This is a genomic window from Curvibacter cyanobacteriorum, from assembly GCF_028649475.1.
GTDB lineage: Bacteria > Pseudomonadota > Gammaproteobacteria > Burkholderiales > Burkholderiaceae_C > Curvibacter > Curvibacter cyanobacteriorum.
On sequence record NZ_JAQSIP010000002.1, the window covers coordinates 190,663 to 208,006 of the forward strand.

The 17,344-nt window shown below is 65.5% G+C and carries 13 protein-coding genes; 10 read left to right on the forward strand and 3 right to left on the reverse strand.

Going from position 1 to position 17,344, the window contains the following annotated elements; translation table 11 throughout:
• Window positions 1–81: 81 nt before the first annotated feature.
• The 4 genes from carA to PSQ40_RS04260 all read left to right on the forward strand — a co-directional run bounded on the left by carA (window position 82) and on the right by PSQ40_RS04260 (window position 5,613).
• On the forward strand, window positions 82–1,257 hold the full coding sequence (gene carA / locus PSQ40_RS04245) for a glutamine-hydrolyzing carbamoyl-phosphate synthase small subunit (RefSeq protein WP_273949051.1): 1,176 nt from the start codon (window positions 82–84) through the stop codon (window positions 1,255–1,257).
• Complete coding sequence (carB, locus tag PSQ40_RS04250) at window positions 1,257–4,505, forward strand: carbamoyl-phosphate synthase large subunit (protein WP_273949052.1); 3,249 nt, start codon at window positions 1,257–1,259, stop codon at window positions 4,503–4,505. The genes carA and carB overlap by 1 nt, the downstream gene beginning before the upstream one ends.
• 155 nt (window positions 4,506–4,660) lie before the next feature.
• Window positions 4,661–5,137, forward strand: a complete 477-nt coding sequence (greA, locus tag PSQ40_RS04255) for a transcription elongation factor GreA (protein WP_273949053.1) — start codon at window positions 4,661–4,663, stop codon at window positions 5,135–5,137.
• Between the two features lie 14 nt (window positions 5,138–5,151).
• Window positions 5,152–5,613 (forward strand): DUF4149 domain-containing protein, encoded by a 462-nt coding sequence (locus PSQ40_RS04260; protein WP_273949054.1) that lies wholly within the window; start codon window positions 5,152–5,154, stop codon window positions 5,611–5,613.
• Between the two features lie 195 nt (window positions 5,614–5,808).
• Here the strand turns inward: PSQ40_RS04260 and PSQ40_RS04265 are convergent, their stop codons facing one another.
• Window positions 5,809–6,573 carry a glycosyltransferase gene (locus tag PSQ40_RS04265; protein WP_273949055.1) on the reverse strand — a complete coding sequence of 255 codons (765 nt, stop codon included), beginning with the start codon at window positions 6,571–6,573 and terminating at the stop codon, window positions 5,809–5,811.
• A gap of 4 nt (window positions 6,574–6,577) precedes the next feature.
• Window positions 6,578–7,051, reverse strand: a complete 474-nt coding sequence (locus PSQ40_RS04270; RefSeq protein ID WP_273949056.1) for a YhbY family RNA-binding protein — start codon at window positions 7,049–7,051, stop codon at window positions 6,578–6,580.
• A 70-nt stretch (window positions 7,052–7,121) separates the two neighbouring features.
• On the opposite strand from PSQ40_RS04270, the gene PSQ40_RS04275 reads away from it, so the two are divergent.
• From PSQ40_RS04275 to glmM, 4 genes are all read left to right on the forward strand, one after another.
• Window positions 7,122–7,790 (forward strand): RlmE family RNA methyltransferase, encoded by a 669-nt coding sequence (locus PSQ40_RS04275; RefSeq protein WP_273949057.1) that lies wholly within the window; start codon window positions 7,122–7,124, stop codon window positions 7,788–7,790.
• Window positions 7,791–7,935: 145 nt separating this feature from the next.
• Window positions 7,936–9,855 carry an ATP-dependent zinc metalloprotease FtsH gene (gene ftsH, locus PSQ40_RS04280; RefSeq protein WP_273949058.1) on the forward strand — a complete coding sequence of 640 codons (1,920 nt, stop codon included), beginning with the start codon at window positions 7,936–7,938 and terminating at the stop codon, window positions 9,853–9,855.
• Window positions 9,856–9,980: 125 nt separating this feature from the next.
• The gene (folP, locus tag PSQ40_RS04285; protein ID WP_273949059.1) at window positions 9,981–10,844 is read left to right on the forward strand and encodes a dihydropteroate synthase; all 864 of its coding nucleotides are present in this window, start codon (window positions 9,981–9,983) and stop codon (window positions 10,842–10,844) included.
• 25 nt (window positions 10,845–10,869) lie between these two features.
• A complete protein-coding gene (gene glmM / locus PSQ40_RS04290; protein WP_273949060.1) occupies window positions 10,870–12,204 on the forward strand; it encodes a phosphoglucosamine mutase in 1,335 nt (444 codons plus the stop codon).
• Between the two features lie 103 nt (window positions 12,205–12,307).
• On the opposite strand, the gene PSQ40_RS04295 is transcribed toward glmM, so the two are convergent.
• Window positions 12,308–15,250, reverse strand: coding sequence for a bifunctional diguanylate cyclase/phosphodiesterase (locus PSQ40_RS04295; RefSeq protein WP_273949061.1), 2,943 nt, complete (start codon window positions 15,248–15,250; stop codon window positions 12,308–12,310).
• A gap of 299 nt (window positions 15,251–15,549) precedes the next feature.
• On the opposite strand from PSQ40_RS04295, the gene PSQ40_RS04300 reads away from it, so the two are divergent.
• Entirely contained in the window at window positions 15,550–16,398 is an 849-nt protein-coding gene (locus PSQ40_RS04300; RefSeq protein WP_273949062.1) for a GNAT family N-acetyltransferase, read from the forward strand.
• Window positions 16,398–17,279, forward strand: a complete 882-nt coding sequence (locus PSQ40_RS04305; RefSeq protein WP_273949063.1) for a UDP-2,3-diacylglucosamine diphosphatase — start codon at window positions 16,398–16,400, stop codon at window positions 17,277–17,279. The genes PSQ40_RS04300 and PSQ40_RS04305 overlap by 1 nt, the downstream gene beginning before the upstream one ends.
• The last annotated feature ends 65 nt before the right edge of the window (window positions 17,280–17,344 follow it).

Genomic DNA, 17,344 nt, shown 5'->3' on the forward strand with positions numbered 1-17,344 from the left:
CCAATCCCTCCAAAAGCACATCGACAGAGGCAACTCGTCGGAATCCGCTTGGGCGTACCCGTAACCAACTCGGAGAACCCAGTGCTTTTGTCTCAACAGGGAAGCTTCCCGCCCGCCATCCTGGCGCTCGCAGACGGCACGGTCTTCTATGGCAACTCGATCGGAGCCGCTGGCTCCACGGTCGGTGAAGTGGTGTTCAACACCGCCATCACCGGCTACCAAGAAATCCTCACCGACCCCAGCTACTGCCAGCAGATCGTGACCCTCACGTATCCGCACATCGGTAACTACGGTGTCAACGAGGAAGACGTCGAGGCTGAGAAGATCCACGCCGCTGGCCTGATCATCAAAGACCTGCCCCTGCTGGCATCCAACTTCCGCATGTCGCTCACGCTGTCGGCTTACCTGCAGCGCGAGGGCACGGTGGCGATTGCCAACATCGACACCCGCAAGCTGACCCGCCTGCTGCGCAGCAAGGGCGCGCAGAACGGCGCCATCATCGGCCTGGCCGCCGGTCAAGAAGTCACCCCGGCCCTGGTGGCCCAGGCGGTGGCCGCGGCCCAAGGGGCGCCGAACATGGCCGGGCTGGACCTGGCCCGTGTGGTGACGGTGCCCGCAGCCTACGACTGGACCCAGACCGAGTGGAAACTGGGCACGGGCTACGGCGTGCAAGCCGAGCCGAAGTTCCATGTCGTGGCCTACGACTTTGGCGTCAAGAAGAACATCCTGCGCATGCTGGCCGAGCGCGGCTGCAAGGTCACGGTGGTGCCCGCGCAAACCCCCGCCGCCGAGGTGCTGAAGTACCAACCGGACGGCATCTTCCTGTCCAACGGCCCAGGCGACCCGCAGCCTTGCGACTACGCGATTGCCGCGGCCGCCGAGCTGATCGAAACCGGCATCCCGACCTTCGGCATCTGCCTGGGTCACCAGATCATGGCCCTGGCCTCGGGGGCCAAGACCTTCAAGATGAAGTTCGGCCACCACGGTGCCAACCACCCGGTCAAGGACCTGGACACCGGTCGCGTCAGCATCACCAGCCAGAACCACGGCTTTGCGGTGGACGAGAAGTCGTTGCCCGCCAACCTGCGTGCCACCCATGTCAGCCTGTTTGACGGCACGCTGCAGGGCCTGGCCCGCACCGACAAGCCGGCGTTCTGCTTCCAGGGTCACCCCGAAGCATCGCCCGGCCCCCATGACATTTCCTACCTGTTCGACCGCTTCACGGCATTGATGGCCAAGGCCCAGGAGAACCAATAATGCCTAAGCGTTCAGACCTCAAAAGCATCCTCATCATTGGCGCCGGCCCGATCATCATCGGCCAGGCCTGCGAGTTCGACTACTCTGGTGTGCAGGCCTGCAAGGCCCTGCGCGAAGAGGGTTACAAGGTCATCCTGATCAACAGCAACCCTGCGACGATCATGACCGACCCGGCCACCGCCGACGTCACCTACATCGAGCCCATCACCTGGCAGACGGTCGAGAAGATCATCGCCAAGGAGCGTCCCGACGCCATCCTGCCCACCATGGGTGGCCAGACTGCGCTGAACTGCGCGCTCGACCTGTGGCGCAACGGCGTGCTCGACAAGTACAAGGTCGAGCTGATTGGCGCCACGCCCGAGGCCATCGACAAGGCCGAAGACCGCCTGAAGTTCAAGGACGCCATGACCAAGATCGGTCTGGGTTCGGCGCGCTCGGGCATTGCCCACAGCATGGACGAAGCCTGGGCCGTGCAAAAGTCGGTGGGCTTCCCCACCGTGATCCGCCCCAGCTTCACGCTGGGCGGCACGGGCGGCGGCATTGCCTACAACGCCGAAGAGTTCGAGATCATCTGCAAGCGCGGCCTCGAAGCCTCGCCCACCAACGAGCTGCTGATCGAAGAATCGCTGCTCGGCTGGAAAGAGTACGAGATGGAAGTGGTTCGCGACAAGGCGGACAACTGCATCATCGTCTGCTCGATCGAGAACCTCGACCCCATGGGCGTGCACACCGGTGACTCCATCACCGTGGCCCCGGCCCAGACCCTGACCGACAAGGAATACCAGATCATGCGCAACGCCTCGCTGGCGGTGCTGCGTGAGATTGGTGTGGACACTGGCGGCTCCAACGTGCAGTTCTCGGTCAACCCGAAGGACGGTCGCATGATCGTCATCGAGATGAACCCGCGTGTCTCGCGTTCGTCGGCCCTGGCCTCCAAGGCCACGGGTTTCCCGATCGCCAAGGTGGCGGCCAAGCTGGCCGTGGGTTACACCCTGGACGAGCTGCGCAACGACATCACCGGTGGTGCCACCCCGGCCAGTTTCGAGCCCAGCATCGACTACGTGGTCACCAAGATCCCGCGTTTTGCGTTCGAAAAGTTCCCCACCGCGGACAGCCGCCTGACCACCCAGATGAAGTCGGTGGGTGAGGTGATGGCCATGGGCCGCACCTTCCAGGAGTCGTTCCAGAAAGCCCTGCGTGGCCTGGAAGTCGGCGTCGATGGCATGAACGAGAAGACCCAGGACCGCGAAGTGCTCGAGAAGGAACTGGGCGAGCCCGGTCCCGAGCGCATCTGGTACGTGGGCGATGCCTTCGCCATGGGCCTGTCGGTGGACGAGGTGTTCGAGCTGACCAAGATCGACCGCTGGTTCCTGATCCAGATCGAAGAGATCGTCAAGATCGAACTCGAACTCGACCAACTGGCCGCTGAGAAGGGCGAGGCTGCGCTGGCCAGCCTGGACGCCGGCACCCTGCGCCTGCTCAAGAAGAAGGGCTTCTCTGACCGCCGTCTGGCCAAGCTGCTGAAGGTCAACGAGAAGGCCGTGCGCGATGCGCGTCGCGCCCTCAACGTGCGCCCGGTCTACAAGCGTGTGGACACCTGCGCGGCCGAGTTCGCCACCAACACCGCCTACATGTACTCGACCTACGAAGACGAGTGCGAGGCCGAGCCGACCGACAAGAAGAAGATCATGGTGCTGGGCGGTGGCCCGAACCGCATCGGTCAGGGCATCGAGTTTGACTACTGCTGCGTGCACGCGGCACTGGCCATGCGCGAAGACGGTTACGAGACCATCATGGTCAACTGCAACCCCGAGACCGTCTCGACCGACTACGACACCTCCGACCGCCTGTACTTCGAGCCGCTGACGCTCGAAGATGTGCTCGAGATCGTTGACAAGGAAAAGCCGGTCGGCGTGATCGTTCAGTACGGTGGCCAGACCCCGCTGAAGCTCGCTTTGGGCCTGGAGTCCGAAGGCGTGCCGATCATCGGCACCAGCCCCGACATGATCGATGCGGCCGAAGACCGCGAGCGTTTCCAGAAGCTGCTGCAAGACCTGGGTCTGCGTCAGCCCCCGAACGCCACCGCCCGCACCGAAGCCGAAGCGCTGGAAAAGGCCGCTGCCTTGGGTTACCCCCTGGTGGTGCGTCCCAGCTACGTGCTGGGCGGCCGTGCGATGGAAATCGTGCACGAGCAACGCGACCTCGAGCGCTACATGCGCGAAGCGGTCAAGGTCAGCAATGACTCGCCCGTGCTGCTGGACCGCTTCCTCAACGACGCCATCGAGTGCGACGTCGACTGCCTGCGCGACCCCGAAGGCAAGACCTTCATCGGTGGCGTGATGGAACACATCGAGCAAGCCGGCGTGCACAGCGGTGACTCCGCCTGCTCGCTGCCGCCCTACAGCCTGAGCGCTGAAACGGTCACCGAGATCAAGCGCCAGAGCGCCGCCATGGCGGCTTCGCTGAATGTGGTGGGCCTCATGAACGTGCAGTTCGCGATCCAGCACATCGACGGCGAGGACGTGATCTACGTGCTCGAAGTCAACCCGCGTGCCTCGCGCACCGTGCCCTTCGTCTCCAAGGCCACGGGCATCCAGCTGGCCAAGGTGGCGGCACGCTGCATGGCCGGTCAGACCCTGGCCTCGCAAGGCATCACCGCCGAAGTCACCCCGCCGTACTTCAGCGTCAAGGAAGCCGTGTTCCCATTCGTGAAGTTCCCGGGCGTGGACACCATCCTCGGCCCTGAGATGAAGTCCACCGGCGAAGTCATGGGCGTGGGCAAGACCTTTGGCGAGGCTTTCGTGAAGAGCCAACTGGGCGCGGGCACCAAGCTGCCGCGTTCGGGCAAGGCCTTCCTGACGGTCAAGAACAACGACAAGGCGCGCGCCGTCGAGGTGGCCCGCCAGCTCGTCGCCCAGGGCTTTGAACTGGTCGCCACCAAGGGTACGGCCGCGGCCATCACGGCCGCGGGCATCGCCTGCGTGACGGTCAACAAGGTCACCGAAGGCCGCCCGCACATCGTGGACATGATCAAGAACAACGAGATTGCCTTGGTCATCAACACGGTGGAAGAGCGCCGCAATGCGATCGCTGATTCGCGTCAGATCCGCACCAGCTCGCTGCTGGCGCGTGTCACCACCTTCACCACCATCGCGGGCGCGGAAGCGGCTGTCGAAGGCATGAAGTACATGGACAACCTGGACGTGTACTCGGTGCAGGAACTGCACGCTCAGCTGCACGCTGCCTGAGTGCGCTTGGCGGACCCGAATGCCGTGTGATTCACGGCATAATTCACCGCTGACTTAGAGACCGCCGCGCGGCAACGTGCGGCGGTTTGCTTTTGTGCTTGCGCCGGACTGTTCCGGCGTGGGCAATCCCTCGTATCAAAGACGGAGTACGGCCCATGGCTACCATCCCCATCACCAAGCGTGGCGCAGAGAAGCTGAAGGAAGAACTGCACCGCCTGAAGACCGTTGACCGCCCCTGGGTCATCAACGCCATCGCCGAGGCACGCGCCCAGGGCGACCTGAGCGAAAACGCCGAGTACGACGCCGCCAAGGACCGCCAGGGCTTCATCGAAGGCCGCATCCAGGAAATCGAAGGCAAGCTGTCGGCTGCCCAGGTGATCGACCCGACCCAGCTGGACGCGGGTGGCAAGGTGGTCTTTGGCTCGACCGTCGAGCTGGAGGAGGAAAGCAGCGGTGACGCCGTCAAATACCAGATCGTGGGCGAGGACGAGGCCGACCTGAAGCAAGGCCTGATCAACGTCTCCAGCCCGATCGCGCGTGCGCTGATCGGCAAGGAAGAGGGCGACGTGGCCGAAGTGCAGGCGCCCGGTGGCGTCAAGCGCTACGAAATCGTCGCCGTCCACTACATCTGACCCTGGCGGCCCGCATGTGGAGAAACCGCTTGCCGCTGGTGCTGGCCGGCCTCTGGTGGGGCAGCCTCAGCACGGTGGGCTTCTGGGTGGTGCCGATGCTGTTTGCCCACCTGCCGACCCCGGCCGTGGCCGGGGCCATGGCCGCCAAGCTGTTCGCGGCCCAGACCTGGGTCAGCCTGCTCTGTGGCGTGTTGTTGTTGATGTTGTCGCGCCCCCGTGGTGAGACCACGCTGGCCCCCTGGGCCAAGGCCAGCTTGGGCCTGGTGCTGGCGGCGCTGTTGATGGCCTTGCTGTCCGAGTTTGCGGTGGCGCCGCGCATCGTGGCCCGCGAGAACCTCAAGCTGTGGCACGGGGTGGGCACGGGCCTCTATGCCTTGCAGTGGTTGCTGGCCGGGGCGGTGTTCTGGCGCCTGACGGCGTCCGCTGCCGTGCAGCCATCGCAGGGGGCTTCTGAGGCGTCTTCCGGGCTCGATTGACCCCGCACGGAGCCTGGCACGCGAAGGGCGCTCCGAGATTGCTCAGTGATCGTTCAGTGAGCCTTCAGCGCCTGGCCCGCATCGGGTCACCGCGCCATTCCGGGCGAGCCCTGACCACTGTGCAAGCCGGGCTGGCCGGCTGGTGCGGCGGTCCCAGGACGCCCAGGACGCCTGCGCGTCGGGCGGGGCCGAGGCTCAGCCCTCGCGCCAGTGTTCGGCCACCCAGGTGGCGGGACGGATGAAGCGGAAGCGGCGATTGCGCCGGCCCGCCAGGGCATCGGGCGGGTTGCATTCGCCGTGAAAAATTACTACCTTGGCGCCTTCGGGCACGAAGGGGGCCTGCCAGTAGTTGGTGGGCCAACGCGGGATGCAGTGGTACTTGAAACTGGGGCACCAGGCGGCGGGCCAGTAACTCAGCTTGCCTTGGCGGTGCAGCACATCCGACAGGTAGGCCTGCTCGTTGCGGAAGCGCTGGCGCACCTCTTCGAAGTGGCTGCGGAAATAGCTCAGCACATCGGGGTGGGCGCCGAGTTGAAAGCGGTACACGGACGAGTTGCCCGTGATGCGCCAGGGGCGCTTGTAGTCGTGGATGATGAGGAATTCACCCGGCTGGGTGAAAAACTCGTCCAGCGACCCGGTGATGACCACGTCCACATCGAGGAACAAGGCGGTGCCGCGCAGGCCATGCAGGTCGGCGCTGAAAGTGGCAAGCTTGGTCCAGCCGCGCTCCGGAATGCCTGCTGGCAGGTCCAGGGCGGGAATGGGCAGGCACTGCACTTCGCTGCGGATGCCCGACGCGTCGTCGGTCAGGCAGACAAAGCGAAAGTCGCCGCGCAAGTGGCGGCGGACCATGGCATAGAGGCGGTTGACGTAGTCGGGGCCGTATTTCGTGCCCCACTTCATGCAGATGACGTGGCGCTCGCCCGAGGGCGAGGGCTGCGTGTCCGGCGTGACGCTCATGGGCTCAGTCGGACTGGCGTTTCTTGATGGACGTCTGCTTGGGCTTGGCGCGCTTGACCTGACCGCCAGCGGTCAGGCGCTGGTTGCCCAGCACGCGCAGGGTCTTGACTTCAGGCTTGTGGCCGGCGCGCTTGCTGTATTTAAGCACCTTGACGTCACGCGGACCGGGCATGCGGTCTTCGTTCTCGGGGCGCTCTTTTTCGGGCTGCGGGCGCCACAGCACCAGCAGCTTGCCGATGTGCTGCACCGGGGCCGCGTTGAGTTCGTCGGCCAGGGTCTGGTAGATCTGCTCGCGACCCGCGCGGTCGTCGGAGAACACGCGGACCTTGATGAGGCCATGCGCGTTCAGGGCGAGGTCGACTTCCTTCTGGACGGCAGGGGTCAGGCCATCGCCGCCGATGAGCACGACGGGGTCAAGGTGGTGGGCCTCGGCCCGGTGTTCCCGGCGCTGGGCTGGGGTAAGTTGAATTTGGGGCATGGCCGTATTATCGGGCTTGGCCGCCCCGTGAACCAGGGTGACCTGGCGGAGAACCCGCCGGCAAGGACATATGAAGATCAAAACGAAGAGCAAGAAAGTCAACAAGGCGTGGTTGAACGACCATGTCAACGACCCCTATGTGAAGCAGGCAGCGCGCGACGGCTACCGGGCCCGGGCGGCCTACAAGCTCAAGGAAATCGACGAGACCCTGGGGTTGATCAAGCCCGGCCACCTGGTGGTGGACCTGGGGTCGACGCCGGGCGCCTGGAGCCAGTATGTGCGCCGGCGCCTGTCGCCGTCGGGCGCCGCGGTGGGGGCCCTCAATGGCGCCATCATCGCGCTGGACCTGCTGCCCATGGAACCCATCGAAGGCGTGGTGTTCATTCAGGGGGACTTCCGCGAAGACAGCGTGCTGGCGCAATTGGAAGACGTGGTGCAGGGGCGGCCCGTGGACGTGGTGGTGTCGGACATGGCGCCCAACCTGTCGGGGGTCGAGAACGTCGATGCCGCCCGCATCGCGCATCTGATCGAGCTGGCGATTGAATTTGCCCAGAAACACCTCAAACCTGAAGGGGCGTTGGTGACCAAGGTGTTCCACGGCAGTGGCTACACCCAGTTGGTTCAGCTGTTCAAAGACACCTTTCGGGTGGTCAAGCCGATCAAACCCAAGTCCTCGCGCGACAAGTCGTCGGAGACTTTCCTGATCGGCATCGGCCTCAAGAAGCCGCCTCAGGCCTGAGCCAGGTCAAGGAATTCGGGTTAATCCCGGCCAAAACCCTTGCTGAGGCCATGGACGCGATCAATAAAAGCGATCGTCCTCCGACTTGAAAGGCCTAAAATGGGCCCCAAGTTTCCCTCGTTGACATTCGCTTCTGGAGCTCCGCTTGAATAATCAGTGGTTTTCGAAAATTGCCGTTTGGCTCGTGATTGCCATGGTGCTGTTCACTGTTTTCAAGCAGTTTGACACCCGCGGTTCCGCCAGCGCCGGCTACGTCGGCTACTCCGACTTCCTCGAAGAAGTCCGTGGTAACCGCATCAAGAGTGCCACCATCCAGGAAGGCCAAGGCGGCACTGAGATCGTGGCGATCACCAACGATGACCGCAAGCTGCGCACCACGGCCACCTACCTGGACCGCGGTCTGGTCGGCGACCTGATCAGCAACAACGTCAAGTTCGACGTCAAGCCGCGCGAAGAAGGCTCCCTGCTCATGACCCTGCTGGTCAGCTGGGGCCCGATGCTGCTGCTGATTGGCGTCTGGATCTACTTCATGCGCCAGATGCAAGGCGGCGGCAAGGGCGGGGCGTTCAGCTTCGGCAAGAGCAAGGCCCGCATGCTGGACGAGAACACCAACCAGGTCACCTTTGCGGACGTCGCGGGCTGCGACGAAGCCAAGGAAGAAGTCAAAGAAGTCGTCGATTTCCTCAAAGACCCCCAGAAGTTCCAGAAGCTGGGGGGGCGCATCCCCCGCGGTCTGCTGCTGGTCGGCCCCCCGGGCACCGGCAAGACCCTGCTGGCCAAGTCCATTGCGGGCGAAGCCAAGGTGCCGTTCTTCAGCATCTCGGGTTCTGACTTCGTGGAGATGTTCGTCGGTGTCGGTGCCGCCCGGGTGCGCGACATGTTCGAGAACGCCAAGAAAAACGCCCCCTGCATCATCTTCATCGACGAAATCGACGCCGTGGGCCGTCAGCGCGGTGCGGGTCTGGGCGGCGGCAACGACGAACGCGAACAAACCCTCAACCAGATGCTGGTCGAGATGGATGGTTTCGAGACCAACCTCGGTGTGATCGTGGTCGCCGCCACCAACCGCCCCGACATCCTGGACGCCGCCCTGCTGCGCCCGGGCCGTTTCGACCGCCAGGTCTACGTGACCCTGCCGGACATCCGTGGTCGTGAGCAGATCCTCAATGTGCACATGCGCAAGGTGCCGATTGGCCAGGACGTCAACCCCGGCATCATCGCCCGCGGCACCCCCGGCATGAGCGGTGCCGACCTGGCCAACCTGTGCAACGAAGCTGCCCTGATGGCCGCGCGTCGCAATGCCCGCACCGTGGAGATGCAGGACTTCGAGAAGGCCAAGGACAAGATCCTCATGGGCCCGGAACGCAAGAGCATGGTCATGCCCGAGGAAGAGCGCCGCAACACGGCCTACCACGAGTCGGGCCACGCCCTGATCGGCAAGCTGCTGCCCAAGTGCGATCCAGTGCACAAGGTCACCATCATCCCGCGTGGCCGCGCCCTGGGCGTGACCATGAGCCTGCCGGCGCAAGACCGCTACAGCTACGACCGCGACTACATGCTCAACCAGATCAGCATGCTGTTCGGTGGCCGCATTGCCGAAGAAGTCTTCATGAACCAGATGACCACGGGGGCTTCCAACGACTTCGAGCGCGCCACCCACATCGCCCGCGACATGGTGATGCGTTATGGCATGACCGAGTCCCTGGGCCCGATGGTCTACGCGGAGAACGAGGGCGAAGTGTTCCTGGGCCGCTCGGTGACCAAGACCACCAACATGAGCGAGCAGACCATGCAAAAGGTCGACTCCGAGGTGCGTCGCATCATCGACCAGCAGTACGCGCTGGCCCGTCGTTTGATCGAAGAGCACAGCGACAAGATGCACGCCATGGCCAAGGCCCTGCTCGAATGGGAAACCATCGATGGCGAGCAACTCGATGACATCATGGCCGGCAAGGCCCCGCGTCCGCCCAAGGACTGGACCCCGCGCGTGCCGCCCACGGGGGGGGACGGCAGCGGTGGTGGTACGCCGGCGGTCAGCACCGACCCCGCGCCCAGCGCGGCCTGAGGGCGCAGGGCAGTGTTCTGGTGTTGAGCCAGCCTGCCATCCTAGAAACGGGGCCTCAGGCCCCGTTTTCCGTTTTTGGCCCTTGTGGCGTGCGGCTCGCACGGGCTTTTTGAGACCTGGCCTCCATGTTCTGGCAAACCTCCCGCTTCCGACTTGAGTTGAACCGCCCCCTGGTGATGGGCATCGTCAATGTCACCCCCGATTCGTTCTCGGACGGGGGCCGCCACGACACGCTGCAGCAGGCCCTGGCACACGCCGAGCAGTTGCTGGCGCAGGGGGCCGACCTGCTGGACCTGGGGGGTGAATCCACCCGCCCTGGCAGCCCCCCCGTGGGCCTCGACGAGGAGTGGCGCCGGCTGGAGGGGGTGTTGCGCGAGGTGGTGCGTTGGCAGGTGCCGATCTCGGTCGACACCTACAAAGCCGAGGTCATGCGGCGGGCGCTGGATTTGGGCGTGGACGTCATCAACGACATCTGGGCCCTGCGCCAGCCGGGCGCCCCAGAGGTGGTGGCCGCGCACCCGGCGTGCGGCGTGTGCCTGATGCACATGCACCGCGATCCCCAGACCATGCAGGTGGCCCCCATGGTGGGCGATGTCGTGCCCCAGGTGCTGTCCTTTTTGCAAGACGCCAGCGCTGGGCTGCTGGCCCGGGGGGTGGCGCGCGAGCGCATCGTGCTCGATGCCGGGGTGGGCTTTGGCAAGACGGTGGAGCAGAACTTTGCGCTGCTGGCGCGCCAACACGAACTCGACCAGAGCGGCTGGCCCTGGCTGGCAGGCTGGTCGCGCAAGTCCTCGCTGGGGGCGGTCACCGGGCTGGACGTGGCCGACCGGCTGGTGCCCAGCACCACCGCCGCCGTGCTGGCGGCGGACCGCGGTGCCCGCGTGCTGCGCGTGCACGATGTGCGTGAAACCGTGGCGGCCCTGCAGGTCTGGCAGGCGGTGCGTCAGGCGCAGGCACCTTCAACTCCGGTACAGTCGATGTCCGTTTAAGCGTCCACCACAGAAACAAAACAACATGACCAGACTCTATTTCGGTACCGACGGCATCCGTGGCACGGTGGGCCAGGCGCCCATCACCCCCGACTTCGTGCTGCGACTGGCCCACGCGGTGGGCCGCGTGCTGCGCCAGAGTGAATCCCGCCCGACCGTGCTGATCGGCAAGGACACCCGCATTTCGGGCTACATGCTCGAAAGCGCCCTGGAGTCGGGCTTCAACTCGGCCGGGGTGGATGTGGTGCTGCTGGGGCCCCTGCCCACGCCTGGCGTGGCCTACCTCACGCGGGCCCAGCGGGCCAGCCTGGGCGTGGTCATCAGTGCCAGCCACAACGCCTTCCAGGACAACGGCATCAAGTTCTTCAGCGCCCAGGGCGCCAAGCTGCCCGACAGCTGGGAACAGGACGTCGAGGCCGCCTTGCAGGAGGCCCCGGTCTGGGTCGACTCGGCGTCCTTGGGCAAGGCGCGTCGCCTTGATGACGCGGCGGGCCGCTACATCGAATTCTGTAAGAGCACCTTTGCCAACGAACTGACCCTCAAGGGCCTGCGCATCGTGGTCGACGCAGCCCACGGTGCGGCCTACCACATCGCACCCAAGGTGTTCCATGAGCTGGGGGCCGAGGTGATTGCGATGGGCTGCGCCCCGGACGGCCTCAACATCAACCACGAAGTGGGGGCCACGCACCCCGAAGCCCTGGTGCGCTCGGTGCGGGCCAACCAGGCCGACCTGGGCATTGCCCTTGATGGCGATGCCGACCGCTTGCAGATGGTCGACGCCACGGGCCGCCTCTACAACGGCGATGAGTTGCTGTACCTGCTGGCACTGGACCGGCTGGAACGTGGTCTGCCCGTGCCGGGGGTGGTGGGCACGCTGATGACCAACATGGCCGTGGAGTTGGCCCTGCGCGAGAAGGGCATCGATTTTGTGCGCGCCAAGGTCGGCGACCGCTATGTGCTGGAGCAACTCGAGCAGAAGGGCTGGCAACTGGGCGGCGAGGGCTCGGGCCACCTGCTGGCGTTGGACCGCCACACCACCGGCGATGGCCTGATCAGCGCGCTGCAGGTGTTGCAGGCTTGCGTGCGGGGCCAGCGCACCTTGCCGCAGTGGTTCAGCCAACTGCGGCTGTTCCCTCAGACCCTGATCAATGTGCGCTTGCGGCCCGACCAGAAGTGGCAACAGAACACGGTGCTGAAAGCCGAGATCGCCGAGGCCGAGCAGGCCCTGGCGGGGGCGGGGCGGGTGCTGATCCGCGCCAGTGGCACCGAGCCCTTGCTGCGGGTGATGGTGGAGGCGCGGGACGAGGCCGTGGCCTCGCGATGGGCCAGCCGCCTGGCCGAGGCCGCACGCAGCGCTTGACGCGTGGGGGCGCCCCCGGGGGGCATGGCGTGTCCGGCGCCACGCCGCCGGGTGTGGCGCAGGAGGGCGCCGCGTCAGCCGTGGTGACCTAGCCGGGCCAGCCTCAGGCGGGCAGTGGCGTGCTTTGGCGTGTCAGGTAGGCCTCGAACTCAGCGGCAGGCAAGGGGCGGCTGTAGTAGTAGCCCTGGATTTCGTCGCAACCCAGGGTGCGCAGGAACTCGATCTGGCCCTCGGTCTCCACCCCCTCGGCGATGGTGCGCAGGCCCAGCGCCTGCGCCATGCCGATGATGGCCTTGACGATGCCCTGATCCTGCGCGGCTTCGCTGAGGTCGCGCACAAAAGACTGGTCAATCTTGAGCTTGTAGACCTGAAATCGCTTCAGGTGGCTCAGGGATGAATAGCCGGTCCCGAAGTCGTCGATCAGCAGCCGTATGCCCTGGTCGTGCAGGCGGTCCATGATGGCAATGGCCCCCTCCGGGTCGTCCATCGCAGCCCCTTCGGTGAGCTCCAGCTCCAGCAGCTGGGGCGCAATGCCGGCTTCCTTGATCAGGCGCTGCACCAGCTCGGGCAGCAGCGGTTGGCGGAACTGCACCGGGGACAGGTTCACCGACACGGTCAGGGGGGGCAGCCCCTGGTCCTGCCAGCGACGCACTTGCTGCAAGGCGGTGCGCAGCACCCACTCCCCCAGGTCCAGGATCAGGCCGGTGTCCTCCGCCACGGGGATGAACTCGGCGGGTGAGACCTGGCCCAGTTCGGGGTGCCGCCAGCGCAGCAGGGCCTCGGCACCAATCACCTGCCCGGTGCCCAGGTCGACCTGGGGCTGGTAGTGCAGCGTCATCTGGTCGCGCTCCCAGGCCTTGCGCAAGGCGTTCTCCAATTGCAGCACGCGGGCGGCCGCCTGCTGAATCTCCGCGGTGAACAGCCGGTACTGGTTGCGCCCGCTCTTCTTGGCCTGGTACATCGCGCTGTCGGCGCGCTGGTGCAGGGTGTCGAAGTCCTCGCCGTGCTGTGGGTACAGGGCCACGCCGATCGACAGCGTGACACTGAGCTCGTACGGCCCGATCTGGAACGGTGTCGCGGACATCGCCAGGATGGCTTCGGCCAGCTGCTGGGCCTGCGCAACCGGCGCGTCATTCACGACCAGCACGAACTCATCACCGCCCAGGCGCGACACCGTGTCCTGCTCTTTGACCAGGGCCTTCAGGCGGCGTGCAAAGTCAACCAGCAGTTCGTCGCCGACGCTGTGCCCCAGCGAGTCGTTGACGTTCTTGAAGTGGTCCATGTCCAGGTAAATCACCGCCACAGGCTCCCCCGAGCGGCGCGCACTGGCCAGCGACAGGTTGCTGCGCTCGTTCAGCAGCGAGCGGTTGGGCAAGCCGGTCAGGGCATCAAAGTAGGCCAGGCTGCGGATGCGCTCCTCGGTCTCTTTTTGCTGCGTGATGTCGCGGAACGAAGCGATGTAGTGGCTGGGCTCGCCCAGTGAATTGTCGACCCGGCTGATCGACAGCCACTGCAGGTAGCGGCTGCGGTTCTTGCGCTGGTTCCAGGCCTCGCCCTGCCAGTGGCCCCGCTGGCGCACGGCCACCCGCACCAGTTGCCGAAAGCTGTCGTCTTCGCGGTGCGCCGCCAGCAGCTTGGCGGTCTTGCCGACGGCGTCTTCGCGGCTGAAGCCGCTCAGGTCGCAAAACGCCTGGTTCACCATCAGGATGCGTTCTTGCGCATCGGTCACCACAAAGGCCTCGGTGCTTTGCTCAAACACTTTGGCGGTCAGGCGCAGCATGTCTTCGTCCTGGCGCCGCCGGGTGATGTCGCGCGACAGCACCACAAAGCGCGGTGCGGCCCCCTCGGGCACGGCCATGCGGGCCACCGACAGCTCGAACCACAGCCTGCGCCCCTGCAGGGGCAGGGCCAGCAGGCGGCCGCCGCTCAGGCCGTCGCGGTGGGCGTCGGCCAGCGCGCCCAGCACCTGTTCGGCCGCCTCGGCTTCCATCAAGTCGCTGACGCGCTGCCCCAACATGTCGGCGGGCGGGCGCAGCAGCAGGGTGGGGTCGGGGGTTTGCACGCTGAGGTATTCACCGTCCAGGCTCATCTCGAACAGCGAGTCCGGCACCGCGCTCAGCGTGGCCTCCATGTGGCGGCGGGCTTCTTCGATTTCGGCGGTGCGTTGGTTCACCAGGGCAGCCAGGTGGCGCTCCTGGGCCTTTTGGCGCCCGAGCAAAAAAACCAGGTAGCCCAACAGGGCCGAGAACAGCAGCGCCATGGTGCTGCGTGCGGCCAGCGATTGCGGGCTGCCCCAGCCGTTGACCGGGCTGACGCTCAGGTACCAAAAGCCATTGGGCAGCTCCAGCGGTCGCTCCACGGGCTGCACCAGGGTGGGTCGACTGGATTGCGAGATCACCTGTCGCCCGCCATCGTCACCCGCCACCCGCCACAGCTGGTAGGCGTAACCCCGTTCTTCGAGTCGCGACAGATGGGCCAGGGCCAGCACCTCGTTGAGCCGGATGGTGACCGTGGTGAAGCCCCAGAACTTGTCCGGCGTTTGGGCGCCCTTGATGAAGACGGGCAGGCGGCCGACCACCCCCACGCCGCCCTGGATCAGTTCCATGGGGCCCGCCAGCGTCAGGTGACGGGTTTCGCGCGCCAACAAGGCCTCAGCGCGCTGCACCGGGTGGTTCAACGGGTTGAACCCCAGCGCACGTTCATTGCCTTTGAGGGGCACCACCTGGCTGATGGTGCCCTGCGGGCCCAGCGCCAGCATGCTGACGCCGGGGTGGAAGGTCAGCAGCTGCTCGCCGGCCGCCTGGAAGTTGGGCACCTCACCCTGGCCCTGTTGCACCAGGGCGGCCAGCGAGTAGTTGGCCGACAGGGCACGCTCCAAGCCCCGTTGCACCGCCTGGGCGTGGTCCGCCGCGAGGTCGGACACCCGGGCGCGGGCCTCACGCAGCTGGTTCTCCTGCAGGACCCAGACCATGGCCATGGACGCCATCAACGAAGCCGCAAAGGCCACCAGGCCGGCGGTCCAAGGCTTGACTTGAGGCAAAGGCATGGGGCGAGGTCAGTCGTTTTGCTGCGGCCCATTATGCCGGTGCAAGCGGCCTGTTTCGGCCCAATCCTGGCCCGATTCAGGGTCTCGCGCCGGGCGCACGCTGTCATCAAACCGCCTTCTCTGTGACATGGCGCAGTCACTGGCGCTCGCGAGACTCACGCTCAGTGCAGGCCTTGTCCCGCCCTGCCAGCGTGGCAAGGCAGGCGGGCCAAGGGGGCCCGCTGGATGTCCATGGGCCCGTTCGGCGGCGTGCAGGACAGGGGTCCTGTGGAACGCTGTCTGTTGATCTGGAGATCGCCATGAAAGAATTGCCCAACCCCACGTTTCCTCTGTCCCCGATGGCCTTACCTCGGGGGTCACTTCATCCAAGCGACCACCTGGCTGACCGCGCGCACGGCGCGCCGGATGTGGCGCCTGGGCGCGGGGGCATTGAAGTTTCGTGGGCCCGACACCTGGACGAAGTTCGGGAAGCCCAACGACTGAGGTTTGACATCTTCGCCGGCGAAATGGGGGCCCGCCTGGCCACCCCGGTGCCCGGCCATGACATCGACCTGTTCGATGACTACTGCGAACACCTGCTGGTGCGCGACGCCAGCACCCGCCAGGTGGTGGGCACCTACCGGGTGCTGACGCCGGTGCAGGCCAAGCGCATCGGCAGCACCTACAGCGACATGGAATTTGACCTGACCCGCCTGCGCGGCCTGCGTTCGCGCATGGTCGAACTGGGCCGCAGTTGCGTGCACCCGGAGCACCGCCAGGGCGGCGTGATCCTGGCGCTGTGGGGCGCGCTGGCCGAGTTCATGGTGCGCAACCAGCTTGACACCATGATCGGCTGTGCCAGCATCCCGATGCTGCACAACGGCGTGGTCAGTGGCGACGCGGCCGCCAGCATCTGGCGTCAACTCAGCAGCAGCCACCTGGCGCCGATTGAATACCATGTGCTGCCGCGCCTGCCGCTGCCGGTCGAGCAACTCGATGCCGGTTTGACCGTCGAGCCGCCGGCCCTGATCAAGGGCTACCTGCGCCTGGGCGCCCGCGTGCTGGGGGCCCCGGCCTGGGACCCGGACTTCAACACGGCTGACCTGCCGATGCTGATGCGCATCGCTGACCTGCCGGCCCGCTACCGCAAGCATTTCCTGGGTGCCTGATGCGCTTGAACTTCGAGGCGCTGGCGGACTGGGCGACCGAAGGGCGCCTGCCCGATGGGGCAGACGGAGCAGACAGCGAGTCCGAGGGGGCGCCGCCGCCGTTCCGCGCGGTCTTCATTTCGGACCTGCACCTGGGCACCCCGGGCTGCCAGGCCGAGGCCTTGCTGGACTTTCTCAAACACCACCCCAGCCAGACCCTTTACCTAGTGGGCGACATCATCGACGGCTGGCAACTGCGGCGCCGCTGGTACTGGCCCCAGGCGCACAACGACGTGGTGCAAAAACTGCTGCGCCGTGCCCGCAAGGGCTGTCGCATCATCTTCATCCCGGGCAACCACGACGAGTTTGCACGCGGCTTTGTGGGGCATTCGTTTGGGGGCATCGAGGTGCTCGAGCAGGCCATCCACACCACCGCCGATGGGCGCAAGCTCTGGGTCATCCACGGTGACCATTTCGACGGCGTGATCCAGTGCGCCAAGTGGCTCGCCTACCTGGGTGACAACCTGTATGAGTGGTTGCTGCGTTTGAACCGGCACCTCAACCACTGGCGCGGCCGCCTCGGGTTGCCGTACTGGTCCCTGTCGGCCTACCTCAAAGGCAAGGTCAAGACCGCCTTGAACTACGTGATGGATTTTGAGGTGGCGGTGGCCACCGAGGCGCGCCGCCGCGGCCTGCAGGGGGTGGTCTGTGGTCACATCCACCGCGCGGAGATGCGTGTCATTGACGGCACGTTGTATTGCAATGACGGCGATTGGGTCGAAAGTCACACGGCTTTGGTCGAGCACCTCGATGGTCGGCTGGAGCTGGTGCACTGGAGCCCCGACGCCGCTCAGGCCCGCCGCCATGCGGTCAGCGCGGTGGCGGTCAGTGGCTCAATTTGATACTTTGTGAAGATGTGACACACATTTTGAACTGACATATTTCTGTCATCAAATTTTCATCATTG